General features: G+C 72.9%; 23 protein-coding genes. 7 read left to right on the top strand and 16 right to left on the bottom strand.

The annotated features are described in order from the left end of the window. On the bottom strand, positions 1–1,254 hold the full coding sequence (purD, locus tag IW256_RS30480; protein ID WP_197014237.1) for a phosphoribosylamine--glycine ligase: 1,254 nt from the start codon (positions 1,252–1,254) through the stop codon (positions 1–3). A 421-nt stretch (positions 1,255–1,675) separates the two neighbouring features. On the opposite strand from purD, the gene IW256_RS30475 reads away from it, so the two are divergent. Continuing rightward, on the top strand, positions 1,676–2,779 hold the full coding sequence (locus tag IW256_RS30475) for a magnesium and cobalt transport protein CorA (RefSeq protein WP_197014236.1): 1,104 nt from the start codon (positions 1,676–1,678) through the stop codon (positions 2,777–2,779). 86 nt (positions 2,780–2,865) lie between these two features. Here the strand turns inward: IW256_RS30475 and IW256_RS30470 are convergent, their stop codons facing one another. The 3 genes from IW256_RS30470 to IW256_RS30460 form a co-directional block, all read right to left on the bottom strand. Beyond that, the gene (locus tag IW256_RS30470) at positions 2,866–3,789 is read right to left on the bottom strand and encodes a glycerophosphodiester phosphodiesterase family protein (protein WP_307829217.1); all 924 of its coding nucleotides are present in this window, start codon (positions 3,787–3,789) and stop codon (positions 2,866–2,868) included. 144 nt (positions 3,790–3,933) lie between these two features. After that, on the bottom strand, positions 3,934–5,217 hold the full coding sequence (locus IW256_RS30465) for an adenylosuccinate synthase (RefSeq protein WP_197014234.1): 1,284 nt from the start codon (positions 5,215–5,217) through the stop codon (positions 3,934–3,936). A 114-nt stretch (positions 5,218–5,331) separates the two neighbouring features. Next, on the bottom strand, positions 5,332–6,423 hold the full coding sequence (locus tag IW256_RS30460) for a helix-turn-helix domain-containing protein (protein ID WP_197014233.1): 1,092 nt from the start codon (positions 6,421–6,423) through the stop codon (positions 5,332–5,334). Between the two features lie 145 nt (positions 6,424–6,568). Here IW256_RS30460 and IW256_RS30455 point away from each other — a divergent pair, with 145 nt between their 5' ends. Then, complete coding sequence (locus IW256_RS30455; RefSeq protein ID WP_197014232.1) at positions 6,569–8,002, top strand: FAD/NAD(P)-binding protein; 1,434 nt, start codon at positions 6,569–6,571, stop codon at positions 8,000–8,002. An 18-nt stretch (positions 8,003–8,020) separates the two neighbouring features. Here IW256_RS30455 and IW256_RS30450 read toward each other — a convergent pair whose 3' ends face one another. From IW256_RS30450 to fbaA, 4 genes are all read right to left on the bottom strand, one after another. After that, a complete protein-coding gene (locus IW256_RS30450) occupies positions 8,021–8,446 on the bottom strand; it encodes a DUF3151 domain-containing protein (RefSeq protein WP_197014231.1) in 426 nt (141 codons plus the stop codon). A gap of 36 nt (positions 8,447–8,482) precedes the next feature. Next, positions 8,483–9,025: a GNAT family N-acetyltransferase gene (locus IW256_RS30445; protein WP_231403989.1), complete on the bottom strand. Its 543-nt coding sequence runs from the start codon at positions 9,023–9,025 to the stop codon at positions 8,483–8,485. 149 nt (positions 9,026–9,174) lie between these two features. Next, the gene (locus IW256_RS30440; RefSeq protein WP_197014229.1) at positions 9,175–9,630 is read right to left on the bottom strand and encodes a winged helix-turn-helix transcriptional regulator; all 456 of its coding nucleotides are present in this window, start codon (positions 9,628–9,630) and stop codon (positions 9,175–9,177) included. A 113-nt stretch (positions 9,631–9,743) separates the two neighbouring features. Next, positions 9,744–10,766 carry a class II fructose-bisphosphate aldolase gene (gene fbaA / locus IW256_RS30435; RefSeq protein ID WP_197014228.1) on the bottom strand — a complete coding sequence of 341 codons (1,023 nt, stop codon included), beginning with the start codon at positions 10,764–10,766 and terminating at the stop codon, positions 9,744–9,746. A 703-nt stretch (positions 10,767–11,469) separates the two neighbouring features. Here fbaA and IW256_RS30430 point away from each other — a divergent pair. Beyond that, entirely contained in the window at positions 11,470–12,171 is a 702-nt protein-coding gene (locus tag IW256_RS30430) for a DedA family protein (protein WP_307829214.1), read from the top strand. A gap of 105 nt (positions 12,172–12,276) precedes the next feature. Beyond that, on the top strand, positions 12,277–12,675 hold the full coding sequence (locus tag IW256_RS30425; protein ID WP_231405380.1) for a hypothetical protein: 399 nt from the start codon (positions 12,277–12,279) through the stop codon (positions 12,673–12,675). Positions 12,676–12,746: 71 nt separating this feature from the next. Here IW256_RS30425 and pyrE read toward each other — a convergent pair whose 3' ends face one another. Further along, positions 12,747–13,292 carry an orotate phosphoribosyltransferase gene (pyrE, locus tag IW256_RS30420; protein WP_197014225.1) on the bottom strand — a complete coding sequence of 182 codons (546 nt, stop codon included), beginning with the start codon at positions 13,290–13,292 and terminating at the stop codon, positions 12,747–12,749. A gap of 86 nt (positions 13,293–13,378) precedes the next feature. Here pyrE and IW256_RS30415 point away from each other — a divergent pair, with 86 nt between their 5' ends. Further along, positions 13,379–13,906, top strand: a complete 528-nt coding sequence (locus IW256_RS30415; RefSeq protein ID WP_197014224.1) for a hypothetical protein — start codon at positions 13,379–13,381, stop codon at positions 13,904–13,906. A 586-nt stretch (positions 13,907–14,492) separates the two neighbouring features. Here the strand turns inward: IW256_RS30415 and IW256_RS30410 are convergent. The 3 genes from IW256_RS30410 to IW256_RS30400 form a co-directional block, all read right to left on the bottom strand. Further along, positions 14,493–15,065: a hypothetical protein gene (locus IW256_RS30410; RefSeq protein WP_197014223.1), complete on the bottom strand. Its 573-nt coding sequence runs from the start codon at positions 15,063–15,065 to the stop codon at positions 14,493–14,495. Beyond that, the gene (locus tag IW256_RS30405; RefSeq protein WP_197014222.1) at positions 15,062–16,465 is read right to left on the bottom strand and encodes a sensor histidine kinase; all 1,404 of its coding nucleotides are present in this window, start codon (positions 16,463–16,465) and stop codon (positions 15,062–15,064) included. The genes IW256_RS30410 and IW256_RS30405 overlap by 4 nt, the downstream gene beginning before the upstream one ends. 426 nt (positions 16,466–16,891) lie before the next feature. Further along, entirely contained in the window at positions 16,892–17,494 is a 603-nt protein-coding gene (locus IW256_RS30400; protein WP_197014221.1) for a TetR/AcrR family transcriptional regulator, read from the bottom strand. 72 nt (positions 17,495–17,566) lie between these two features. Between IW256_RS30400 and IW256_RS30395 the strand changes: the two genes are divergently transcribed. Beyond that, positions 17,567–18,394, top strand: coding sequence for a class I SAM-dependent methyltransferase (locus IW256_RS30395; protein ID WP_231403988.1), 828 nt, complete (start codon positions 17,567–17,569; stop codon positions 18,392–18,394). 200 nt (positions 18,395–18,594) lie between these two features. Here the strand turns inward: IW256_RS30395 and IW256_RS30390 are convergent, their stop codons facing one another. From IW256_RS30390 to IW256_RS30375, 4 genes are all read right to left on the bottom strand, one after another. Further along, positions 18,595–19,236, bottom strand: a complete 642-nt coding sequence (locus tag IW256_RS30390; RefSeq protein ID WP_307829211.1) for a tetratricopeptide repeat protein — start codon at positions 19,234–19,236, stop codon at positions 18,595–18,597. A 90-nt stretch (positions 19,237–19,326) separates the two neighbouring features. Next, positions 19,327–20,940 carry an NYN domain-containing protein gene (locus IW256_RS30385; protein WP_197014219.1) on the bottom strand — a complete coding sequence of 538 codons (1,614 nt, stop codon included), beginning with the start codon at positions 20,938–20,940 and terminating at the stop codon, positions 19,327–19,329. Between the two features lie 665 nt (positions 20,941–21,605). After that, positions 21,606–23,078 carry a sigma-70 family RNA polymerase sigma factor gene (locus IW256_RS42875; RefSeq protein WP_197014218.1) on the bottom strand — a complete coding sequence of 491 codons (1,473 nt, stop codon included), beginning with the start codon at positions 23,076–23,078 and terminating at the stop codon, positions 21,606–21,608. Between the two features lie 290 nt (positions 23,079–23,368). Then, positions 23,369–24,991 carry an alkaline phosphatase D family protein gene (locus tag IW256_RS30375; RefSeq protein WP_197014217.1) on the bottom strand — a complete coding sequence of 541 codons (1,623 nt, stop codon included), beginning with the start codon at positions 24,989–24,991 and terminating at the stop codon, positions 23,369–23,371. Between the two features lie 292 nt (positions 24,992–25,283). Here IW256_RS30375 and IW256_RS30370 point away from each other — a divergent pair, with 292 nt between their 5' ends. Further along, positions 25,284–25,694, top strand: coding sequence for a hypothetical protein (locus IW256_RS30370; RefSeq protein ID WP_197014216.1), 411 nt, complete (start codon positions 25,284–25,286; stop codon positions 25,692–25,694). Positions 25,695–25,708: the final 14 nt, after the last annotated feature.

Below are 25,708 nucleotides of genomic sequence, written 5' to 3'. Positions count from 1 at the left end.
TCAGCCGGCGCCGGACCCGGCGGCCTCCAGCGCGATGTCGGTGCGGTGGTGCGAGCCGCGCAGCCGGATCCGGCCCACCGCCGCGTAGGCGGCGGCGCGGGCGGCGGCCAGGTCGGGGCCGGTGCCGACGACGTTCAGCACCCGTCCCCCGGAGGCCACCAGGCGCCCGTCCTGCACGCCGGTACCGGCGTGCAGGACGTACGCCCCCGGGACCTCGCCGGCCTCCTCGACGCCCTCGATGACGTCGCCCTTGACCGGGGCGGCCGGGTAGTCCTCGGCGGCGACCACCACGGTCACGGCGGCGCCCTGGTGCCAGGCGGCCCGGAACGCGGGGTCGAGCCCGCCGATCGCGCACGCCTGCAGCAGCCCGGCCAGCGGCGTGGCCAGGCGGTCCAGGACGACCTGGGTCTCGGGGTCGCCGAAGCGCGCGTTGAACTCCACGACCCGGACGCCCGCGGAGGTGAGGGCGAGCCCGGCGTAGAGCACCCCCACGTACGGCGTCTCGCGGCGCCGCAGCTCGTCCAGCGCCGGCTGGACGACCGTGGACATGACCTCTTCCACCAGGCCCGGCGGCGCCCACTGCAGCGGTGTGTAGGCGCCCATGCCGCCGGTGTTGGGTCCCTCGCCGCCGTCGTAGGCCCGCTTGAAGTCCTGCGCGGGCATCAGCGGCACGGCCGACAGCCCGTCGCACAGCGCGAACAGCGACACCTCGGGGCCGTCCAGGAACTCCTCGATCACCACCCGCCCGCAGGCGTCGGCGTGCGCCTCGGCCACCTCGCGGTCATGGGTGACCACCACGCCCTTGCCCGCGGCCAGCCCGTCGTCCTTCACCACGTACGGCGGACCGAACTCGTCCAGTGCCGCCGCGGCCTCCGACGCCGACTCGCAGACCCGCGCGGCGGCGGTCGGCACCCCGGCGGCGGCCATGATCTCCTTGGCGAACGCCTTGGAGCCCTCGATCCGGGCGGCCGCCCGGTCCGGCCCGAAGCAGGGGATCCCGGCCCGGCGCAGCGCGTCGCCGACCCCCTCCATCAGCGGCGCCTCCGGGCCGACCACCACCAGCTCCACCCGGAGCCTCCCGGCCAGTTCCACCACCGCGGTGGGGTCGGAGGGGTCCAGCTGGTGGTTCTCGGCGACCTCGGCGGTCCCGGGATTGCCGGGCGCGCAGAAGAGGCCGGAGACGGAAGGGTCGCGATGCAGGGCGCGGGCGAGCGCGTGCTCGCGTCCGCCGGATCCAAGGACGAGTACTCGCACGCCCGGAGCCTATCCGTCTCCGTACGGTCACCGTCCCGGCGGGCGTGACCACGGCCACAGGCCACGGCCGTGAACTTCCCCGGGGCACGCGGCGTCTCCACTAGTGGGACCGGGGGCGGTCCCGTGGCGGTGAACCGTGGTGGCGGATCCCCGGGGTGGTCCGTTCCGGTGGGTCATCGCATGCCGACTGGTAGCATTCACCCGGCTTGCGGCCATGATGGCGAGACGACGCGAAGGGAGGTGGTCGGGATGAGTCCTGGTGATACTTGCAGTACGCCGGAGACCCCTCACAGTCCGGGCAGGGCTGTTCATCCGTCCGCCTCCATTCGGCGTCCGGCCGCACACTTCGCGCGCTCCCCTCGCTGATCTTCCGGGTCGAGCGCGCCCGCGCGTGTTCGGCCGGCGGGTTAGGAGCACCCCCATGGCCATGACACGAGTTCGCCCGGGACGTGCGACCAGGTCGCTGTTCAAGTCGCGCGGCCGTCCGCACGGCGTGTCCCACGCGGCGCGGCACCGGGACACCGCCGTCATCGACTGGGCCGCCTACATCGACGGCCACCGTGTCCGCACCGGCACCGTCGCCGACGCCGTACGCCTCATCCGCGACGGCCGGCTGACCCCCGCCGAGCAGGAGAGCGCCGGGTTCGTCTGGGTGGGCCTGCACGAGCCGTCGGCCACCGAGCTGACCGAGCTGGCCGAGGTCTTCGGCCTGCACCCGCTGGCGGTGGAGGACGCCATCCACGCCCACCAGCGGCCCAAGCTGGAGCGCTACGACGACGTCAACTTCTTCGTCATGAAGACGGTCGGCTACGTGCGCAAGGGGCCGGAGGGCCCCGAGGTGGTGGAGACCGGCGAGATCATGGTCTTCTGCGGCCCCGACTTCGTGGTGACGGTGCGGCACGGCGCGCACGGCGAACTCGGCTCGGTGCGGGAACGGCTGGAGCGGGACCCGGGACGGCTCGCCCTGGGCCCGGCCGCGGTGGTGCACGCGATCGCCGACCGGGTCGTCGACGGGTACGTCAACGTCGCCGACGCCGTCCAAGAGGACATCGACGAGGTCGAGGAGGCGGTGTTCTCCCCCGAGCGCACCGACGAGTCCCGCCGCATCTACCGGCTCAAGCGCGAGGTCATCCAGCTCAAGCGGGCCGTGGGGCCGCTGGCCGGGCCGCTGCGCAACCTCGGCGCCCGGCGGTTCGTCCCGGCCGAGATCAAGGAGTACCTGCGCGACGTCGAGGACCACCTGACCCGGGTCCGCGAGCAGGTGGAGTCCTACGACGAGCTGCTCAACCCCATCCTGCAGGCGCACATGACGCAGGTGACGGTGGCCGACAACCGGGACATGCGCAAGATCTCCGCATGGGGCGCGATCTTCATGGTGCCCACCGCGATCGCCGGGATCTACGGGATGAACTTCGACTTCATGCCGGAGACCGAGTGGAGGTTCGGCTACCCGATGATCCTGGGCGTGATCGGGCTGGCCTGCCTGTCCCTGTACCGCGGCTTCCGCCGCAACGGCTGGCTCTGAACGGGGAAGGCGGCGCCTGAAGGCGCCCTGGAGGCGAGCGGGGAGCCTCTTGAGCGGGGAGCCTCTTGAGCGGGAAGCAGAGCCGCTCAGTTGGGGACGGGCATGGTGCCCGGCCACGGCGTGGGCACCGGCAGGCCGTGCTCCGACAGGACGGCGCGCAGCCGGTCGGGGTAGTCGGTGACGATCGCGTCGACCCCGTACCCGACATAGCGCGTCATGTCGGCGGGCTCGTTCAGCGTCCAGACGGCGACGGGCAGTGCCAGCCCCTGCGCCCGTTCCACCAGGTCAGGGGTGGCCAGGGCCATCTCGGGGGACAGCGCGGTCGCGCCGACGTCCAGCGCCGCGCCCGCCGGGTCGGCGTGGTCCAGGCCCGCCAGCCACGGTGTCCCCGGGACGGTCGTCACCCGCTCGACCAGGGCCACCCGGCCGGCGTCCGGGGCGTACCGCCGGGCCTCGACCAGGACCCGCCAGTCGAACGCCAGCAGGCGGCTGCGCCCGGTCAGGCCGAACGCCTCCAGCACCTCGGCGACCGCGGCGGTGAACCGCGTCACCTCGGAATCGGACCAGCCCGGGTCGGTCTTCAGCTCGACCGCCGGCCGCACCTCGGGCGCGGCGCTCAGCAGCGCGCACACCTCCGCCAGCGTGGGCAGCGGGGTGCCGGGCAGCGGGAGCTGGGTGAGCGCGAACGGGTCGTCGTCGGCGGCCGGCCGGCGGACGCCCGCGTCCACGGTCCTGATCTGGGCGAGGGTCAGCTCCCGCAGCGCCTTGCCGACATAGGGGAACTGCGGGTCGCCGGGCCGGACCGGAGCGGTGTCGCTGACGTTCACCGGGGACAGCACCTGGTCGTGGTTGAGGACCACCACGTCGTCGGCGGTCAGGCCGACGTCGAACTCGATCGCGTCCACGCCCAGGGTCAGGGCGTGCGCGAGACCGGGCAGGGTGTTCTCCGGACGGAGGCCCCGAGCCCCCCGGTGCCCGTGGAGCTCGACCGTCCCGCCGCTGAAGGTCACGGCTGGCACGCTACCGTCGCCGGCCGAACGACTCATGGCCGATCGGTGAGAATCCACCGAACGATCCTGGACATCGACCTTGAAATCAGGCGTGACGGGACGAATCGGGACATGGGAGGGCTCGGTGGCGCCGGGCGCGGGTTCTCAGACCAGCGGGCGCAGCGAGAGCGTCTGGTCGCGGCCGGGGCCGACGCCGATCGCGGAGATCCGCGCGCCCGACATCTCCTCGATCGCCCGGACGTACGCCTGCGCGTTCTTGGGCAGGTCCTCGAAGGTCTCGGCGCCGGTGATGTCCTCCTGCCAGCCGTCCAGGTGCTCCAGGATCGGCTTGGCGTGGTGGAACTCGGTCTGCGACGCGGGCAGCTCGTCGTGCCGCACACCGTCGACGTCGTAGGCCACGCAGACCGGCACCCGCTCCAGCCCGGACAGCACGTCCAGCTTGGTCAGGAAGTAGTCGGTGATGCCGTTGACCCGGGTGGCGTAGCGGGCGATCACCGCGTCGAACCAGCCGCAGCGACGGTCGCGGCCGGTGGTCACGCCGTACTCGCCGCCGGTCGTGCGCAGGTACTCGCCCCACTCGTCCAGCAGCTCGGTGGGGAACGGGCCGGACCCGACCCGGGTGGTGTACGCCTTGAGGATCCCGATCACCTTGGTGATCTTCGTGGGGCCGACCCCGGAGCCCGCGCAGGCCCCGCCCGAGGTGGGGCTGGAGGAGGTGACGAACGGGTAGGTCCCGTGGTCGATGTCCAGCAGCGTGCCCTGGGCGCCCTCCAGCAGGACGACCTTGTCGTCGTCGAGGGCCTGGTTGAGCACGAGGGTGGTGTCGGCGACGTACGGGCGCATCCGCTCGCCGTAGGCCAGGTACTCCTGGACGATCGGCCCGGTGTCGATCGGGCGCCGGTTGTAGACCTTGGTGAGCACCTGGTTCTTCTCGCGCAGCGCCAGGTCGAGCTTCTGGGTGAGGATGTTGGCGTCGAACAGGTCCTGGACCCGGATGCCCATCCGGTTGATCTTGTCGGCGTAGGCCGGGCCGATGCCGCGCCCGGTGGTGCCGATCCGGGCCTTGCCCAGGTACCGCTCGGTGACCTTGTCGAGGGCCCGGTGGTGGGGCATGATCAGGTTCGCGTTGGCCGAGATCAGCAGCCGCTCGCAGGTGATGCCGCGCTCCTTGAGCCCGTCGATCTCCTGCAGAAGCACCGACGGGTCGATGACCACGCCGTTGCCGATGACCGGGACCACGTCCGGCGACAGCACCCCCGAGGGCAGCAGGTGCAGGGCATAGCTCTGGTCGCCGATGACCACCGTGTGCCCGGCGTTGTTGCCACCCTGGAAGCGGACGACGTAGTCGACGTCGCCGCCTAGGAGATCGGTGGCCTTGCCCTTGCCCTCATCTCCCCATTGGGCTCCGACAAGAACGATGGCCGGCATGCCACTACACCCTTCCCACGATGAAGGCCCCTGATCGCAAGTGCGAAGGGGCCTCTTGCGATCGAATCGTACCCGGACACGGCCGATGAGGAAACCGGGCCTCGCCCCGGGGCTTCAGCGGCCGGTGCGGGGCCAGTGGTTCTCGGTGAAGAGGCGGGCGACGAGTTCGCCGCGGCTGGAGACGCGCGCCTTGGCGAAGATCGCCTTGATGTGGTCGCGGACGGTGTGCGGCGAGATGACCAGGGCGGCGGCGATGTCGCCGGTGGGCAGCCCGCGCGCGATCATTTGGGTGATCTCCAGTTCGCGGGGTGAGAGGCCGTACGCCTCGGCGATGATCGGGGCCATGTCGGATCCGGCGGCGGGCTGGATGACCATCGCGGTGCCGCCGGGCGCGCCGCCGGGGCCGTCGAGGGCGGAGGCGTGGCAGATCAGCCACCGGCCGTCGCGGGTGCGGATCCGCACCCGGGCGCCGCCGCGGTCGCGTTCGGCGGCGACGGCGCGGGCCTGGGCGGCGGTGCCGGCGAGCCAGATCGGCAGCCGCAGCCCGGACGGGTAGCGGGCGGACGGCCCGGCGGGCATGAGGTCGATGTACCGGCGCGCCTCGTCGTTGATCGAGATCGGCGCGCCGGACGGGTCGAACAGGACCAGGCCGGGGCCGGACGCAACGTCCGGCGCGGGCCGCGGGACGGGGCGGGCCAGGTCGCGAAGCCGTCCGGCGAGCGGCGCGGACAGCCCGGCGACGAGCGCGACGTCCGCGGGCCCGAAGGGGGCGCGGCCCTTCTCCCGGAACAGGCTGACGACGCCCCAGGGCCGGTCGCCCGCGCGGAGGACGGCGCGCAGCTCGTCGCCCACGCCCTGGCGGGCCAGCAGCTTGCGGAACTGCGCGCTGCGCGCGGGCAGGTCGCCGGTGCTGGCCCGGATCCCGGCGGCCGGGACGGCGGCGCGGGCCAGTTCCCGGTACGGGACGACGTCCTCCTCCAGGAGGGCGGTCTCCCAGTAGGAGAAGCAGTGCTCGCCGCCGCCCATGTTCTCCACCAGCATCGGCGCGGTGATCAGGCCCGTCTCGGGGTCGGTGGCGGACCAGGCCGCGGCGTCGAAGGGCAGCATCCGGCGCAGGCGCGCGGAGGCCGTGCCGAAGAATTCCGTAGCGTCCCGGGCGTGGGCGGTCCGTTCCAGGAGGGCCCGCGTGCCGCGCTGTTCGATCATCGTGTCCAGCCTGCCCGGGGAGGTGCGGCGTCCGCACCCCCTCGAATGGGGGATCGCGTCCGGCGCGGATTCCCGAACCGGGGGGATGGGGGCGGCGCGGCCCGGCGACCAGGCTTCCTCAGGTCGGACGAGATCGGAGGAAGGCATGGAGATCGGGATCATCGGGGCGGGCGCGGCGGCCGTGGGGCTGCTGGACGCGCTGCCGCCCGGGACCGCCGAGGCGGTCACCGTGTTCGATCCGGCGCCGCTGCCCTGGCGGGGGCGCCCCTACCAGCCGGATCTGGACTCCGTACGGGTCAACGTCACGCCGGAGATCAGCTCGATCCGGTTCGGGGACGGCGGCCATTACGTGCGGTGGCTGGGGGAGCGCGGGGCCGTCCACATGGACCGGTTGCTGGGCAGGCCGCTGGTGCCGCGCGGCGTGTTCGGCGGCTACCTGGAGGACACGGCGCGGGCGGCGCTCACCAAGTTCGGGCGGGCACGGGTGGTGCGGGCCGCCGTGACCGGCTTCTCCGCCGGTGAGCGGCTCACGTTGACGACGGCGGACGGGCGCCGGCATGAGGTCGACCGGGCGGTGCTGTGCGTGGGCGGCGGCACGCCCCACGACCACTACGGGCTCACCGGCACGCCCGGGTTCGTCCCGGACCCCTACCCGCTGGAGCGGACGCTCGCGGACGTCCCGGCGGACGGCGACGTGGCCGTTCTCGGCAGCGGCCTGACCGCCGTCGACATCGTGGTGTCGCTGGCCGCGCGCGGGCACACGGGGCGGATCTCGCTGGTGTCGCGGAGCGGGGCGCTGCCGTACGTGTGGCAACGGCCGAGGGAGATCGAGCTGCGGCATCTCACCTTCGAGCGGGTGCGCGCCCTGACCGGCCCGGTGACGCTGGACTCCCTGGCCGGGCTGATGCGCGCCGAGCTGGCGGACCACGGCGAGGACTGGGACGAGCTCGCCGCCCGGATCGCCGCGGACGCCCGGACCGCCGACACGGCCGGTGTCCTGCGCCGCGGGGTCGACGAGGTGGACGCGCCCGCCGTGGGCCGCCAGATCCTGCGGATCACGGCGCACGGCCTCGCCCCGCGGGTGTGGCGGATGCTGCCCGGCGCCGACCGCCGCCTGCTCCGGGAACGCCACTTCCGCACGGTCACCGGCCTGGCGTCCCCGATGGTCCCGGTGAACGCCGCCGCGCTGCTGGACCTTTTCGCCTCCGGGCAGCTCGAAGCGGTGCGGGGCATCCGGAAGATCGAGCCGGGATGCGGGCCGCGCGGCGGGTTCCGGCTCGCGCACGCGGCCGGCGAGCGGACCGCCGACCTCGTGATCAACGCGGTGAACCCGCCCCCGCACGCGATCCCCCGGGCCGCCGAGCCGCTGGTGACGGCGCTGCTGGCGGCGGGGGCCGCGCTGGACCCGTCCGGCGGCCTGCGCACCGACCCGGCCAGCGGGCGGCTTCTGGTCGGCGGACGGCCGGACCCGCGCGTCCACGTGGTCGGCGACCTCGCGGGCGGCGGGTCGTTCGTCACCTCCGGCATCCCGGTCGTCGCCGCCCAGGCGCACCTGGCCGCGGCGTCGCTCGCGCGCTAGCCGTTCGGCGCCGGCCGTTCAGTGCCCGCCGTTGAGGACGTCGGCGGCGGTGGCGCTGCTGTCGCGCAGGAACGAGCGGCAGCGCTCGGCCTCGGCGTCCTCGCCGATCGCGGCGGCGGCCCTGCCGAGGGCGTGCAGGGCGCGCAGGAAGCCGCGGTTGGCCTCGTGCTCCCAGGGGATGGGCCCGTGGCCCTTCCAGCCCGACCGGCGCAGCTGGTCCAGCCCCCGGTGGTAGCCGGTGCGCGCGTAGGCGTAGGACTCGATGACGCTGCCCGCGTCGAAGGCGCGATCCGCCAGCGCGGCCCACGCTCCCGGGTACTCGGGGTGGCGCGCGGCCACCTCGACCGGGTCGACGCCGCCTTCCAGGGCCTCGCGGGCCGCGGCGTTGTCCGGCAGTTCGGTGGGGGGCGGGCCGCCGAGCAGATTGTGGGTCATGCGGGTCATGTTAAGCAGGCGAGGTCCGCGTGCTCCAACCCGGGGTCACGGCCTTGGCCGGTCCTTGGGCGGAGTCGGAGGGAAGGGCAGGGGCAGGGTGAAGTGGGCCGCCCCGTCCGCCCGCGACGAGCGGGCCGTGGGCCAGCCGGCCGCGATCCACAGCAGGGCCCTCCGGTTCTCCAGGATCACGTCGGCCTCGAACCCGGTGATGCCCCGCCGTCCGGCCAGCGAGGCCAGGTAGGCCACCAGGCGGTGGCCGACCCCGTGCCGCTGCCAGGGGTCGGAGACGAGGACGGCCAGATCGGCGCGCCACGGCCGCTCCCGGTCCCGGACGTACTCGGCGACGCCGATCATCTCGTCGTCCAGCAGCGCGACCATCGCCTCGCGGTCCCAGTGGTCGAGCCTCCCGAGCGCGGACACGTACACGTCGGGGACATGCGGGGTCCCCGACCAGAAGCGGAAGTAGAGGCTGTTCTTGGACAGCCGCTCCGACATGCGGCGCAGGCGCTCGGCGTCGGTGATCCCGAACGGGCGGAAGCGCACGTCGCCCAGCGTCGCGGGCGGCCGGGCGACCTTGAGTTTCGTCATGAAACTCATTGGACCGCACTGAGTTGCATGAAGCAACTACCTCGGAGGTCAAGTCGGCGGCGGCGCGGGGAGCATCGGGGAAGGGCGGGAACGGTGGGAACGGCGCGGGGAACGGCCGGCGAGAACGGCGGGAACGGCCGGCCGCGGGCTCAGAGGCCGGCGCCGGGGCCGGGGCGCGGCTCGACCTGGTCCGGCTGGAGCCGGGCGCCGCAGTGGTCGCAGGTCAGATCGGGGGTCAGAGCCCCCGCGCACCCCCGATGCCCGACGATCACGGGCGGCCCGTCGGGGGCGTAGTGCTTGTCGCCCCAGGTCAGCAGGGTCATCATGGCCGGCCACAGCTCCACGCCCTTGCGCGTGAGCCGGTACTCGTGGCGTTCGGGGCGCTCCTGGTAGCGCACCCGCCGCAGCAGGCCCTCCTCGCAGAGCCGGGTGAGCCGGTCGGTGAGCACGTTGCGGGCGACGCCGAGCTCCTCCTGGAAGTCGTCGAAACGCCGCACGCCGTCGAAGGCGCTGCGGAGCACCAGCAGCGTCCAGCGATCGCCGACGACCTCCAGGGCGCGGGCGATCGAGCAGTTCTGCGAGGAGTAGGTGCGGGGCAGGGCCACGTCATCGAGCCTATCCGCGTTGTGTCAGACAACGAACCCCCGGACGCGCTGGTGCCGGCCGCGGCGCGCTCGCCACGACCGGCACCGGTCCCGGGCCCGGAGGCCGCCGGGAACTACTTGATCTTCTTGCCGGCGGAGAGCAGGCTCTCGCACGCCTCGACGACGCGGGCGGCCATGTTGGCCTCCGCGGCCTTGCCGTAGGAGCGCGGGTCGTACTGCTTCTTGTTGCCCACCTCGCCGTCGACCTTGAGCACGCCGTCGTAGTTGCGGAACATGTGCTCGGCGATCGGGCGGGTGAAGGCGTACTGGGTGTCGGTGTCGATGTTCATCTTGATCACGCCGTACGACACCGCCTCCCGGATCTCCTCCAGCGTGGAGCCCGAGCCGCCGTGGAAGACCAGGTCGAACGGCTTGTCCTTGCCGTGCTTGGAGCCGACCGCCTCCTGGATCTCCTTGAGCACCTCGGGACGCAGCTTGACCGAGCCCGGCTTGTACACGCCGTGCACGTTGCCGAACGTCGCGGCCAGGATGTAGCGGCCCTTCTCGCCCACGCCGACCGCCTCGGCGGTGGCCAGGGCGTCACCGGGCGTGGTGTAGAGCTTCTCGTTGATCTCGTGGGCGACGCCGTCCTCCTCGCCGCCGACCACGCCGATCTCCATCTCCATGATGATGCGGGCCTTGGCGCACTCCTCCAGCAGCTCCGCGGCGATCTGGAGGTTCTCCTCCAGCGGTACGGCCGAGCCGTCCCACATGTGCGACTGGAACAGCGGCTCCTCGCCCCGCGCCACCCGCTCCTGGGAGATCTTGATCAGCGGCTTCATGAAGCCGTCCAGCTTGTCCTTGGGGCAGTGGTCGGTGTGGAGGGCGATGTTCACCGGGTAGTGCGCGGCCACCACGCGGGCGTACTCGGCCAGCGCGGTGGAGCCCACGACCATGTTCTTGACGGAGGCGCCGGACAGGTACTCCGCGCCACCGGTGGAGACCTGGATGATGCCGTCGCTCTCGGCGTCGGCGAAGCCGCGCAGCGCCGCGTTCAGCGTCTGGCTGGAGGTGACGTTGATGGCGGGGTAGGCGAAGCCCTCCTGCTTGGCACGGTCGAGCATCTCCGCGTAGACCTCGGGCGTTGCGATGGGCATTTCAGCGTCCTTTCTTACGCAGCGGTGCCGCCGGGCGTCCGGCCGGGCGGTGCGCCCCGACCGGCGTTCCGGTTCGGCTCCGGGGAACGCCGGTTCCGGGCAGGGCATCGTCCACGGTCAGTATCTCGTTCCGAGACTCACCCGCTATGAAGGGTGGGCTCCACACGGGCCAGTATCTCGGATCTCCCCGCCCCGGCGCCCGGCACGCCCCGCCGAGGACGCGCGCGTCCCGGCCGGCCCCGGACCCATGGGACAAGGTGGAGCGTTCCCTGCAGGGCGCCTGAAAAGCCTCCAAGACCCGCCAAAATCGAGCGGACCCGTCCATATTCGGTGGCACGTCTCGCCCGTAACACCCTTGGGGGGTGGGGACGGCCTTCCGGGGGTCTGGAGCGCCGTCGGCAGGGAACCGAAAACTTGTTGGAAATCCTCAGGATTTCCTCCGAATATCCTCTGAGAACCTTCTGGGTCCCTCTGAAGATCGTATGCGTCCGGCTGCGATCCGTCGGCCTTACCTCGGGTTGACCTGCATGTACGCTCCGTACGGCAGGGAAGGCGGTCGTCCCTGGAGGGGAAATCGGTCAGCGCCGCTCAGGGCCGCTCAGGACCGTCCGGTAAGGACGGTCATGCGACGCGAGTCGTGCCGGAAGGCGTTCCTAGCCCCGGGTACGCTCGCAATGTGGATCTCGCGTTCCTTTCCTTTTCGGTGACCGACTGGCTGCATCCCGCCGCGTGGCTGCAACTCTTCGGAACGTTCGCCACCATCGGCGTGATCGCCATCATCTTCGCCGAGACCGGCCTTCTGTTCGGCTGCGTCCTGCCCGGCGACTCGCTGCTGTTCACCGCGGGGATCCTGACCACCGTCTCCAGCGTCAACGGCCAGGCGTTCCAGCCGCTGTCGCTGCCCTGGCTGCTCGTCGGCGGCCCGATCGCGGCGATCCTGGGCGCCCAGTTCGGCCACTGGCTCGGCGCCCGGTACGGCCGCAGGCTCTTCGACCGCCCCGACTCCCGGATCTTCCGGCGGGAGTGGGTGGACAAGGCCGAGTACTACTTCGACCGCTTCGGCCCGGCTCGCGCGGTCGTCCTGGCCCGCTTCGTCCCGTTCGTACGGACCTTCCTCAACCCGCTGGCCGGGATGCTGGGCATGAGGCCGCGCCGGTTCCTGCTCTGGAACGTGATCGGCGCCGTCCTCTGGACCGACACCCTGTTCCTGCTGGGCCACTTCCTGGGCGCCGAGGTGCCCGGCATCGAGCGCTACATCCTGCCCGGCGTCGCGGTCATCCTGGTCCTGTCGGCCATCCCGATCGTCCGGGAGATGCGTCGCGGACGAGGCGAAACCGGCAACGGTACGAATAAGAATGCCTCTGAAGAGTCACGTCCGTCGCTCAGCGGTGACAGTTATCGCTAACCTCCCCATGTGGGACGTCATCGGTCGGACCCTCGGGGTCTCGCGCGCATACTGATCGCGGCCATTGCCGTGGTGCTCGCTTTAGCGCTATTGGTCGTGGGCGGCATGGCGCTGGTGAACGCCCTGACCTCCAGTTCAGGCTCCAAGGGCCCCGGCCCGGCGGGAGGTGCCGCCGGGAACAGCGACCTGGGCAGCGTGGAGAGTACTCCGAGCGCGCCGTCCGCTCCCCGGTCGTCCCAGCCGCCCCGGACGACCGCCGCTTCGGCGACGCCGCTCCTCATCCGGGTGACGGGCGCGCCGACCACGGTGTACGTGCGGGTCTCCAACGGTGGCGAGGTGCTCCAGCAGGGCGTCCTGAGCACCGGCGAGGAGCGCAGATACGACCAGGCGCCCCTCAGCGTGGTCGCCACCAACGGGGGTTCGCTGGAGGTCGTCATCTACGGCAGGACCCAGCAGCGCAAGCCCGCCGGCACGCGCGGCGAGTGGTTCGTCCCCGAACGCTGAGACGGGACCGGGTGGGGCGCCGGGCGCCGGGGCGGCGGCCCCCGGCGCCGGATCGGGCGGCGGCCGGGGCCTCAGTCCCCGGCGGTCATGCCGAGGTCGTCCACGGTGTACGGATGGCGGTACTCCAGCCCCTCCGCGGCGATGCGCGCGGCGGCCCCCCGTTCCACGATCGTGGCGACCGCGACGACCTCCGCGCCGGCCTCCCGCAGCGCCTCCACGGCCGCGAGCACCGAGCCTCCGGTGGTGGAGGTGTCCTCCACGGCGAGCACCCGCCGGCCGGCCACGTCCGGGCCCTCGATACGGCGCTGCAGGCCGTGCGCCTTGCCCGCCTTGCGCACCACGAACGCGTCCAGCGCGCGCCCGCGGGCCGCGGCCGCGTGCAGCATCGCGGTGGCGACCGGGTCGGCGCCCAGCGTGAGCCCTCCGACGGCCTCGTAGTCCAGGTCCGCGGTCACGTCCAGCATCACCCGGCCGACCAGCGGCGCCGCGACGGCGTCCAGCGTCACCCGGCGCAGGTCCACGTACCAGGACGCGCGCTTCCCGGACGACAGCACGAAGTCGCCGTGCACGACCGCCTTGGACTTGATCTCTTGCAGGAGGGCATCACGTTCACTCACACGGAGCACCTTATGCGGGCCGCATCGCGCCCCAGCACACCGTGTACCGCCCTGTGCGGCCCTGTAGCTTGGCCCCGGGAGGTGACGTGACCCCGGGAACCCTCGTGCTGCTGCACCCGCCGTACGCCTGCTCCGGCGCCTGGGGCGACGTGCCCGAGGCGCTCCGCGCGGACGGGCTGGACGTCGTCGCCCCGGACGTGCCCGACAGTTCCGGGCCGCGGTACGTCGCCCGCGCATCCCTGGTGATCTCCGCCACGGCCGCCACCGCGCCCCTGGTCCTGGTCGCCCGAGGCGGTGCGGGGCCGCTGCTGCCGGCCGTCGCGCTCGCCCAGCGGGCCGCCCACCGCGCGGTCGGCGGCTACGTCTTCGTGGACGCGGAGCTGCCGCGCCCCCAGCACGCTCAGCGGCACGACCACGGCGGGCAGCCCATCCCGGTGCCGCCCGACTGGCCGGAGGCGCCCTGCGGCTACCTGCGCACCCTGGACGCCGGTGACGCCGGGGACGACACCGGCCAGGCCGTACGCGAGGCCCGCCTGCGCGGCTGGCCCACGGCCGAGCGGGTGCCCGCCCCCGACCTGGCGCGCTCGCTGGCCGACCTGATCAGCGCACTCTGACCCGCGCGCTCTGACCCGCGCGCTCTCGAGCCAGCGCCTGGCTAGGGGGACGCGGTTGGCGAACTGCTGGAACGGGTCGGGTTGCAGGGCGCGCAACGACAGCCGGGCCTCGCCGTTGTGGGTGTCGAAGACCAGGAACTCGCAGGTGACGCGCTGGCCCACGGAGACGACATCGCGAGGATCCTCGAAACGGAGCCAGGACAGTTCGGGGAAGGTGATGAAGTCGACGCCGGGGAAGACGGGATGGTCCGGGTCGTCATCCAGATCAATGAACACCTGAACCCCACCAGCGGTCGAGGCGCCATTCCGCCGCTGACCTGGGCGAGTTTCAGAAATCCGACCGCGCGCGAGGCCCGGCTGCACGGTTATCCGGCCGGGCGAACGCACCGCGCGCCGGTCTTATCCCGTCGCGTCCGGGGCGGAATCCAGCGCGCGGCCGGGCGGCGTCCACGCCGCGTGACCTGCGGCGACCTTTCTACCTTGGGGCTGGGGACACGTTTGGAAGCGGAGGGCCATGCAGCGCCAGCTTCTATTTGTCGGCTTCGGTCGAGCACTGCGGGGAAGCCCAGGTGCTCCAGCACGTAAATCAGTTGGTCGCGGTGCTGAGCAGGTCGCGATAGTCGGCGCATCGGACGGTGTGGCCGGGACGGCCGTCGAAGATGTTCAGCTCGACCTTCTTGACGCCGGGGATCGCCTGTGCGGTGCAGGCGAGCTGCGCCTGCCACAGGCGCGGCCATTTCTCGGGCCGGATCGTCGTCTGCAACGCGACGGTGACGGTCCCCGAGTCGTCTGTTTCGCGGATGGCCGCTGGTGGCGCCCCAGGTGGACGGATGCCGTCCGGTGACGGGTCGGGCAGCCCGGCGACGATCCCGATACCGGGCAACGTGCTGTCCAGGCCCGCTTGGCGTTCGTTGTCGGTGACGCCGTACCCGAGTTGCCACAGCGGCATCAGCGGAGCCCCGGGCAATCCGGGCCGGACCACTGGCACCAGCCGGCCGTCCTTGACGAAGTAGATGGTGTTGTTGACGACCGGGCCCTGTCCGGTGGGCAGAGCTCCAACCCTGGTGATGCCGGTCGGCCGGACGCCGCAGCCGCTCACCAGGACCACAGCCGCGGCGAGCACGGCGCTGAGCACCGTCACGACGTGCCTGCCGCTCATTGTGTCCCCGCCACGGGCAGCCAGAGGGTGAACACCGCGCCCGCCTGGGGACCGGCGGATGCTTCCAGCGTCCCGCCGTGGAGCGATGCGTTCTCTCGCGCGATCGCCAGGCCCAACCCGCTGCCCGCGCTCCGCGAGCGGGCCGCCTCGGCCTTGAAGAACCGGTCGAAGATCAGTGGCAGCAGGTCGTCGGGGATGCCCGGTCCCGAGTCCGCGACCGAGAGTTCGAACCCCGGCACGCCGTCGCGCTCGGCACGGCGGACCTCCAAGCGCACCGGCGGCCGCCCGTGCCGGAACGCGTTGCCAACCAGGTTGGCCACGATGACGTCGAATCGGCGCGGGTCCACCCGGACCACCAGGTCGCCGGGGGCCGCGACCGCGACTTGGCCGGTCCAGCCGCGCGCGTCGAGGACGGCCGCAACAGCCTCGGCCACGACCACATCGTCCAGGACGAGCGCGGCCGCACCAGCGTCGAACCGGCTGATCTCGATCAGGTGCTCCACCAGCGCGCCGAGCCGCCGCGTCTCGGCCACCACCAGCCGCGCCGCCGTCGGATCCGGTTCGGCCTCCAGCACGTCGGTGAGGGCGGTCATCGCGGTGAGCGGAGTGCGCAGCTCATGGGAGACGTCCGCCACGAACCGCCGCGCCGCCTCCCCCAACGCGCGCAGCTCGGTCACCGTGGTCTCCAGGGCGCCCGCCGCCCGATTGAACGTGTGGGCCAGGTCGGCCAGCTCGTCCCGGCCCCGGACCTGCACTCGCGTCGTCAGCTCGCCCTCGGCGAGCGCCCGTGCCCCCGCGCCAAGGCGCCGGACCGGCCGCAGCAGCCCATGCGCGGCCGCCAATGCCAGTCCTAGCCCGAACAGCAGCGCAGCGGCATCCGCCATGACCATCGCCCGGATGAACGACCGTAGGTCAGCGGCTTCCCGATCCAGGCTGACGCTGACCAGGACGATCGGTGGGGAAGTGCGCTGCGCGCCGACCGCCGAGGCACGATACACGGTCACGGACGTCCCGACCAGCAGGTACGGCCGTCCCAGATGCCGTACTCGCTGAACGACCATGGCCCGCACAGCCCGCGCCGCGAACACTGCGGGCACCGGCACGTGCAGGCAGCCAGGGGCAGGCGAAGGCACCGGCCGGCCCGGCGGTGACGTCACCACGCAGGCCCGCTGGCGCCGGTCGGCAGTGCTCAACGCCGCCTGCAGGGTCGCCTGCAGGGTCCTGTCCGCGTTCGCCGGCATCTGGACGGGCACCAGCCGTTCGACGGTCTGCCGGACCTGGGTCGCCACGGCGTCCCGGGTGCGTTCCAGCATCGCGTCGCGCACCAGCACGTACCCGACGCCGGATGCCAGCACCGACGCCAGCAGCGCCACGGCGGTGAACGCCGCTGCCGTCCGCATCCGCAGGCTCGTCATCGAGTCGCCGACCGGCACCCGGCCCCGAGCTTGCCATGGCGCCGCGCTCCGATATCCGACGGCACCAGAGCTGCCGCCGGCCTTGTCGAAGGATCGCCCTGCCAGTGGAAAACGCTCAGCACCGGATCAGTATGCAGTCGGCCGTGATCATGCAGCGGCTATGTCTCGAAATCCAGACATAGAGCGAAGACGAACCGGCGCATCCATGGGCGTGTGGTCGCGGTACGGGTTCCCGAACCGGGCTGTCTCGGTGTGCCGCCGCTTTTGCGATTGACCGCGCGACACGCGGGCCGGTCCCGGCTCCCGCCGATCCGCACCCGGCACAGCTCGCTCCTTGCCCGCGTGGATCTCTTGAGGACCTCCGGAGTCGGGACCGGCGCCAAGGCCATCGCCTCGACCTAGGCAGTACACCTAGGCCGGTCGTCGTGCCAGGGAGTCGGCGATGACCGCGGTCACGAACTTGCTGACGGCCGCCGTGGACGGCGGGCATGGGTCGCTGTCCACGAACATGAGATGCCCGCCACCAACCAGAGAAAGCGTGAGCGAGTCGAGGTCGGCGTCGGCCGCGACGCGGCCCAGCTCACGCTCGTCGGCCAGATAGGCGGAGATCGCCGTCGTGGCCTGGGCGAGGATCGCGATGCCGCCCCCGGGCATGGCCTGCCGCAGCCGTGCGCGCAGCTCGTCCCGGAACGTGATGAGCGGGATGATCGCCATCGGGACCGGTCCGAACATGGTGGTCAGCGCGCCGGTGAGGTTGCCGGCCACCGTCCCGGTGCCGGCGGACTCGCGCAGCGCGCTCGCCTGCGTCTCGAGCTGCGCGGCCCGGTCGAGCACGAGGTCGGTGAGGAAGGCGTCGAAGTCGGGGAAGTGCCGGTGCAGGACCCCTTTGGCGAGGCCCGCCTCGTCGGTGACGGCCCGGCTGGTCAGCCCGTTGGGGCCGTCCCGCAGGAGCACGCGTTCGGCGGCGTCGAACAGCTGCCGCCGCGCGTCGTGGAGGTGCACCCCGGTCGGCACTCGCAGATCCTCTCGTCGTCGGCTCCGCCGGCATCCATTGCCTAGTGGGCACGTGCCCACTAAAGTGGGCGCATGCCCATAATAGCGCGAGAGCAACCGGGACCGTCCCCGGCGGAGTCGCATGAGGCCCGGCAGATGGCCGAGTCGTTCGGCGTGGACGCGCAACGCTACGACCGGGCCCGCCCCGGCTACCCCGACGCGCTGGTGGCGCGGATCGTCGACGGGAGCCCCGGGCCTGACGTGCTCGACGTCGGCTGCGGCACCGGCATCGCGGCCCGCGGGTTCCAGGCCGCCGGCTGCGCCGTGCTCGGCGTCGAGCCCGATGCGCGGATGGCCGACTTCGCGCGAGCCCGCGGCCTGCGGGTCGAGGTGGCGACCTTCGAGGCGTGGCAGCCGGACGGCCGGACGTTCGACGCGGTCATCGCCGCCCAGTCGTGGCACTGGGTGGATCCGGCCATCGGTGCCGTGAAGGCGGCGCGCGTGCTGCGTCCAGGGGGACGGCTGGCGATCTTCGGGCACGTGTTCGAGCCGCCCGCCGAGGTGGCCGAACCGCTGGCCGCCGCCTTCCGGCGGATGGTGCCCGACTCCCCGTTCAACGCCGGGCCGGCCCGGCGTCCGATCGACCTCTACCTGGAGGCCTACGCGAAGTTCGCCGACCGGATCCGCGAGACCGGACGGTTCGACGATCCCGAACAGTGGCGATTCGACTGGGAGCGCTCCTACACGCGCGACCAATGGCTGGACCTGCTGCCCAGCACCGGCGGCCTCACCCGGCTCCATCCCGACCGGCTGGCCGAGATCATGGACGCGGTCGGGGGCGCCATCGACTCCCTGGGCGGGCACTTCACGATGAACTACACCACCCTGGCCGCGACCGCCGTACGCGCCGGCACCGGCTGAGACCATCCGCCGCGTCGCCGCCGACCACTGGGGCCGTCTCGAAGCAGACCTCTGCCACCGCGCGAGCGCGTTGGCTGCCCGGTGGGGCGACGCCGGAGGCGAGCCTCGCCGGGCAGATCGCGAAGCGATGCCGCGCTCGCCCAAGGCCCGGTCAGGCGCGAGCCGCCAGGCGAGCGCCGTAGGCCGGGACTAGATGAGAACTACGCGTTCTTGAGGAGGTCGTCCAGGAGGGCGTCGTAGTCGTCCTCGGCGCGGCCCAGGTCGACGCGGGCGCGGTAGCGGAGGCGCAGCAGGGCCTCCAGGCTGTCCTCGGCGATCGCCACGTCCTCGGGCCCGGCGGTGAACGAGGCGTCGGCGTCGTCCGGCGCGGAGCCCGTGCCCGCGCCGACGCCGACCACCCGGTCGCGCAGCGCGAGGACCACGTCGGCGCCCGAGGTGGCCCAGTCGTGGGCGCCCGCGGCGTCGCCCTGCGCGTACAGCACCTCGGCGACGGTCCGGTAGACCTCGGGGTCGCGGGGCCGCTCGGAGCGGATCCGTTCGACCAGCGCGCGCGCCTCGTCGGCCCTGCCCAGCTCGAACAGGGCGTCGGCGAGGTAGGCGCGGGCATCGCCGTAGGTCTCGCCGCCGTCGTCCACCGCCGCCCGGTAGAGCTCGGCCGCCCTGGCGTGGTCGCCGGCGTGCTGCCACTGCTCACCCGCGCGCAGCAGCACGTTCGCACGTGACACCCCGCCGGACACCGACTCGGCCAGTTCGGAGAGCCGCCGCGCCGCCGAGATGTGATCGCCCGTGCGCAGGGTGTCGAACTCCAGGTCGTCGAGGTCGTCTTCCGTCACATGCGTCACGCTTCAACGCTACCCGCCGCCCGGCAAGAGAAGCGGGTGAATCGAGGAGGATCGTGAATTACCTACGCGTAAGCAGGTACCGATGCTTGATCACCTGCGGGAACGTTCGAGGGCGTCCCAGAAGCCCCGGCGGAGCGCGTGCCGTACCTCGTCGTGCAACAGGAAGTCGATCGGGAGCGAGGAGCCCTGCAGCAGCCTCGCCTCCAGATCGGAGGGCATCCGGGGCTTGCGGGCGAGCACCGCCTCCAGCCACAGCGCGGGCGCGTCGCGGGCGACGGACTCGCCGAAGTCCTGGCCTTCCTTGTGCGCGGCCTTGACCGCGTCGGCGAGGGTGGGCGCGCTCTGCTGGGCGGGCAGCGGCGCGATCTGCTGCGGCCCGGTGTAGGGGCCGTGCGGCGGCGACGAGGGCGGCTGGGCGTGCGCGGGCGGGAGGTACTGGGGCCCGGTGGGCTGATGCGTGGAGGCCGTGGTGGTGGGGCCGGGCGTCGGGGCCGCGTGCAGCGGGGACGCGGACGGCATCACCGGCGGGGCCTGGGACGCGCCGGAGGCGCTCGTGCCCATGCCGCCGCCGAAGCCGAGGGCCGGGTGGGAACCGGTGCCCGAGCCCGTGTCCGGCGTGGTGCTGAAGCCGCCCGTGCTGTGCGCGCCTGTGCTGTGGGTGCCCGTGCTGTGCGTCCCCGTGCTGTGCGTCCCCGTGCTGTACGTGCCCGTGCTGTACGTGCCGTTCGTGGTGCCCGCCGTCCCGGACTGGCCGGTGGTGCCGGACGAGCCCGAGCCGTATCCCGGGACGGAGCCGGACTCGTAGCCCGATCCCGTCCCCGAGCCGTAGACGGATCCCGAGGTGGAGCCGTAGCCGGAGCCGGACCCCGCGCCCAGGCTCGGCGGCGGGCTGATGGGGGCGAGTCCCGAGCCCGTGGTGGACGCCTGGGGCTGCCCGGCGAGGGGCGGGGCCGGCAGGGGGTGGCCGGTCAGCGGAGAGGACGGGGGAGGGCCGGCGTGCGACCCCGTGGGCTGGAGCGAGCCGAGCGTGCCGCTGGAGCCGTGCCCGTTGGACAGCGGGGCGGTGGACGTCCCGGACCCGGAACCGCCCGAGCCGCCGCCGGTGCCGCCGGTCGAGCCGCCGGTCACGCCGCCGGTCACGCCGCCGGTCGCGGTGCCGGTCTCCATGCCCGCCAGCAGGTTGACGAACGGGCGCAGCTGGCCGGAGCCGATCTCGATGAGGTCGTCGCACTCCTGGCGGAGCGCGCGGGAGACCGTCCAGTTGCCGTCCACGGCGACGTGCACCACCGTGACGCGGACACCCAGGTCCTGGGCGTCCATGACGGCCTGGGCGAGGTCCTCGTCGCCGCTGACCACCACCGCGTCGGCGAGCGCGCCGTTGCGGGCCAGCGTCATCAGGTCACGGTGGATCTCGGTGTCGACGCCCTCGCGGCGGCCGGGACGGATGCGGCCCAGCCGCAGCTTCAGGCCCGGCAGGTCGGCCAGCGCCTCGTGCTCGGGAGCGCGGCGCCCCTCGACCGTCGCCTCGTACCAGTAGCAGCGCAGCAGCGGGATGCCGGTGCGTTCGCGGGCCAGATTGCCGAGCAGCTGCAGCAGCCCGCCGAAGTCCCACGAGACGGTCTCCCTATGGCGGGTGCCGTGCACCGCCATGGCGCCGTCGGCCAGCAGGTAGCCGGCGTCTACGAACAGCGCGCAGCGATCCATGCGACATCGCCCTTCCTCAACACGGGACCTCTCTGAAGGCCCACTCCTCGGTCAGGGTCGCGAGGGGTGACCATCGGACGGCGGCCTCCCCTTCCTGCTCTCGGGGACGCGGGCCGGAGAAAGACCCCGGGCTTCTATAGCGTAGTGAAGCCCGTTTGCCCCGTAGGCCAATACGGCGATTCGCTACTCTTTCACGACACTTAGCCATGCGCGAGTCGTCGGCACTCGTAAATCGATGATCCGTCGAGCGGTCCCGGTGGCCGACGGTGGTTTACGGGGCGGAGGACGCCGCGAACCGGTGATTCGCCGGGACGCCGCCGGGCCCGGCGGCCAGGGCCGGACACGCCTGCGTCACCGCCCCTGGAGCATGTCGCGTCACGGCGCGCGGCGACCGCCACCTGCCGTTTCGCGCCGATGTCGCGCGTCATGGCCGCATATGTTTCCGCCGTGTTATGCCGCGGCACATCCTCGCCCGTGATCCCGCTCCTGTTCCAAGGTGGTCAGCGCGGACGCTACCAGGCGTTCCGGCCTGCCCCTAATACGGGCACATGATCTTTACGGGAAACAATCGGTGACACGGCGCGGAGCCGCCCGCACACGCACTGGAGTTTCTCCACTACTGGCGTAGGGGCCGGGTGCCGTGCGGCCGTTCTCCGGCGATCGGACTATCGCTTGTGCGGCCGGTCGCCGTGCCTCCCGGGGTGCGGGCGGGTGTGTCCCGGCGGAGCGGAGGGACGCCCGGGCGAGGCCCCGGTCCTCGGGTGCCCGCCCTTACCGGGCTTGCCCGGCCTGCCGTTGCCGTGCCGGTCCTCGGGCGCCCTGCCCTGGCCGTCGCCCCTCCGGTTCCCGGGCGGGTTCGCGTGGCCTCGCCCGTTCGAGCCCTGGTGGGAGGGACGGCCGCACCGGCCGTGCGGAGCGCCCCGCGAAGCGTCGTGGCCGGGGCCGCCGCCCCGCGTGGCAGGGCCCCGGCGGTTCCGGTGCGGATCCGCCGGGCAGGCGGTGTCCGGTCCGCCGGGCACGGTGGCCTGGGGAGTGCCGATGGCGGGGCCGGGGGCCCGCGAGGGGGACGCCGGCGGGCCGGGCTCGGGCCGGGGGTGCCCGCCCGGTGCCCCCGCGGGCGAGGACGTGGCCGAGGGACGGCCGGCGCCCGGTGACGTGGAGAACGACGGGTCGGCGGTGCCGTCGGAGGTCACCACGATCATGGTCACCAGGACCAGGCCCGTGGCGGCCGTCGACGCGACCCCCATGTGGTGGGGATGGAGCAGGCTCTGGAACAGGCCCTGGAGCGGGCCGAGGATGCCGCCGAGCGTCAGGCCGCCCTTGGACGCGACGTAGGCGGTCGTGGCCGTCCCCAGCAGGAGCGGCCCCATCGCCTCGCGCAGGGCGGTGTTGACGTCGGCCAGTTCGTTGTGGACGTCCCGGCACCGGTCGCACCCGTCCAGATGGCGGCGGACCTTGCGCGCGTCGCGGAGGGCCAGCCCTCCCCGCACGTACGGGCCCAGCTTCTCCAGAACCGGGCGGCATCGCTCGCCGGGGCCGCCTCCCGAGCCGGAGGACGGCCCGGGAGGGTCGCCCAGGTGCATCTGGAGGTACGCCTGGCGCAGCCCCTCCCGCGCCCGGTAGGCCAGCGCTGAGACGCCGTTGGCGGTGAGGCCGAGGATGGGGGCCACGTCGGCCGGCTTGGCCCTCTCGATCTCGGTGTGCCAGAGCACCGCCTGCCAGCGCTCGGGCAGGGACCGGAACGCCTTCACGACCATCGCGCGTTCCAGTTCCTCCAGCGCCGGGTCGGCGAAGGGCGTGCCCCGGTCGTACTCCTCGATCCGCGCGGTGGGCTCGGTGCGGTGCTCGCCGCGGCGGCGGTCGTAGATCGTGTGGCGGAGCGCGGTGAGCAGGTACGGGCGGAACGCCGTCCGCGGGCCGCCGCCCCGCCGGATCGCGTCCAGCACCTTGGCGAAGGTCTCCTGCACCGCCTCCTCGGCGGCGTGGTGCTCGACCAGTTGCCGGGCGAGGCCGCGGGCCGCGCCCAGGTGGCGTTCGTAGAGGGTGCCGTACGCGGTGACGTCCCCGGCGCGAATCCGGGTGATGAGCACCGCGTCGCTGGATTCCGGCGTGGGCCGATCGGACGCGGTCTCGCTCACGTGGCCTCCTTACCGAGTGGCGATTCGCCCATGGTGACGCATTGAACACTCATTGTGGCGGAAAATGGTCCTCTGAATCGCGTCACGACCGGACGGGGGCGGCGTCGTGAACATGTGCGGACGGTCGCCTCGCGGGGGCGCGGTCGTGCGTACGGCGGCCGATACGGCCTTGGTGGGACGCCATCGGCGTCGCGCGCCCCCGTAGAGGGGGCGGGGGCGGGCGCCGATGGCCCGCCGGGGGTGTGCCCGTTCCGGTGCGGAACGGGCGCACCCCCGGCCGGACGCGTCGCTCAGCAGACGGTGGCGGTGCCCAGTTCGTCCAGGGAGGTCTCGGACCGCGGGGTCTCCCAGCGGACCCGGCACTGAGAACCGGACAGCTCGACGGTGGCGATGGCGTTGTCGAACCACGGGCCCTCGGTGATCCGCCACTTCAGCGGGAGCGGGGGGACCTTCGCCATCCGGGCCAGCATCCGGAACGGCCAGGCGGTCGCCCGGGAGCCTGCGATCTGGTTGGCCCGGCGGAACGTCCCCACCAGGGGGTTGCGCAGCGGCGAGCACACCACCTGGGAGATGGTGGTCCGCGTCTTGGGGGCGGTGACCTTGGCCAGGTAGGAGTAGTGGATGTCGCCGGAGAGGAACGAGATGCTCGCCGGGGCCTCGCCGCGCTCGCCGCGCGCCACCGCGACGACGTCCTCGGCCAGGGCCCGGAACGAGGCGTCGAACGCCGCCCAGTGCTCCAGGTCGGCGAACTGCCGGAGCCTCTCGGCGAGCCGGGCGCCGCGCCTGCCCCAGGCGCCCGCGGCCATCGCCTCGTTCCACGACTCGGCGTGGTGGATGGTCCGGGGCAGCAGCACCGGCAGCGAGCTGGCGATCAGCAGGTGCTCCATGCCGCCGTGGCACTGCTCGTCGAGCCAGCGGAACTCGTCGTCGTCCAGCATCCCGCGGCGGTCGGCGGTCAGCAGCCGCGAGCACCGGCTGTCCACGACGATCAGCCGGGTGCCGCCCCAGTCGTGCGCGTAGCTCCAGCGCGTGCTGGCGGGCTCCTTGTCGGCCCGCTCGGCGAACTCGTCGATGAGCTTCCCGGCGTCGGCGCCCTCGGCGGAGGCCGCCCGTACCGCCGCGTACAGCGGGTCGGTGGCGCGCTCGGCCGGGGAGAGGTTGCCCAGGTGCTGGTAGATCCAGTACGAGCCGATGCCGCCGGTGATGCGGGCCCGCCACCAGGGCTGCTCCCACATCTCCTTGCGCCAGGCGTAGGAGGTGTTCCAGTCGTCCCGGACGTCGTGGTCGTCGAAGATCGTGAAGGTGGGCACCGTGGACAGCAGCCAGCGCACCGCCGGGTCCTCGCACCAGGCCAGCTTGTAGAGGTGGGTGTACTCCTCGAAGTCGGCCACCTCGCCCACCGGCGGCACGTCCGGGTCGCGCCGCTCCCCGATGTAGGCGCGCATCTCCTCACCCAGCTCGTCGGCGTAGATCTGGTCGCCGACCATCAGCAGCACGTCCGGCCAGTCCGCCCCGCCGGCCCCGGCCAGCTCGTGCGCGAACGCGCTCAGCGCGTCCAGGCCGTGCAGGCCGGCCCGGTCGGGCGAGCGGCGGCAGGACCCGAACGAGACCCGCAACGCCCCGGCCGCGCTCATCGTCCTGATCGTGGCGGCGGGGAACCGCGACCCCGGCTCCGGCCACACCGTCTCGCCGTCGAGCGTGACCGAATAGGGGATCCGGGCGCCCGGTTCCAGTCCCTCGATCTCCACCAGGGCGTAGTGGTGGCCGTGCGCCGTGAACGTCCGGGCGGCGGCGTCCACGCCGTGCTCGGCGGACAGGACGCGGACCTCGCAGGGACGGTCGGTCTCCACCCAGATCGTGGCGGAGCGGTCGGCCACGTGCCGGAGCAGCGGCCCGAGTACCAGAGCGGTCATGTCAACTGCATCCTTTGCCGAACGGGGGCGATCGCGTTCATGGTTTCGCGATTTCGGCGCACGCCACGGCGTACGGGGGAACAGGGCCGCGCGGGCCCGGGACGGCGGGGCCGCGAGGTGCGAGGACCATGCCGCCAGGGTATTGCCTTCCGCCGGTGCGATTCCTGGGACGGCGACGGCCGGTGCCCCGGGGCCGCGCGGAGAACGAGGCGGCCGTACTCATGGGTAACTCAGGGGCGCTTGAGTAGGCGGGCGCTGTGCGGCGCCCGGCCCGTCCAGGAGGCTGGTCGGCATGAAGGCACCCTCGGTTTCCAGGCACGTCCGGATGGCGGTCGCGGCCGCCCTGCTGACCATGCTCGACTGGCTGGTGTGGCTGGGCTGGGACCAGCGGTACGACGTCCACCCCGACGGCAGCGTCAGCGGCCCGTACGAGGCGTGGCAGGTGATCGGGTTCGTGCTCGTCCTCGTCGTCGCGGCGGGACCGGCCGCGTGGCGCGGCCACGCCGTCGCCACGCTCGCCGGCGCGACGGCCGGCATGGCCGTCGCCACGACGTTCGACTGGTCGGACGACGCCAGCGGCCTCTGGCTCGTCGGCGCGTTCCTCATGACCGCGGGGACGCTCGTGCTGGGCGGCGTCTACGTCGGCCTGATCGCGTTCCTGAGGAACCAGGCGCGGCGGACGTCCGGCCTTCCCCGTTCCTGAGCCGCGGAGCGGTC

It is taken from the genome of Actinomadura viridis, assembly GCF_015751755.1.
In the GTDB taxonomy this organism is placed as follows: Bacteria; Actinomycetota; Actinomycetes; order Streptosporangiales; family Streptosporangiaceae; genus Spirillospora; species Spirillospora viridis.
Note: the sequence above shows the minus strand (reverse complement) of the source record. Positions and strands in the feature narration are given on the sequence as shown.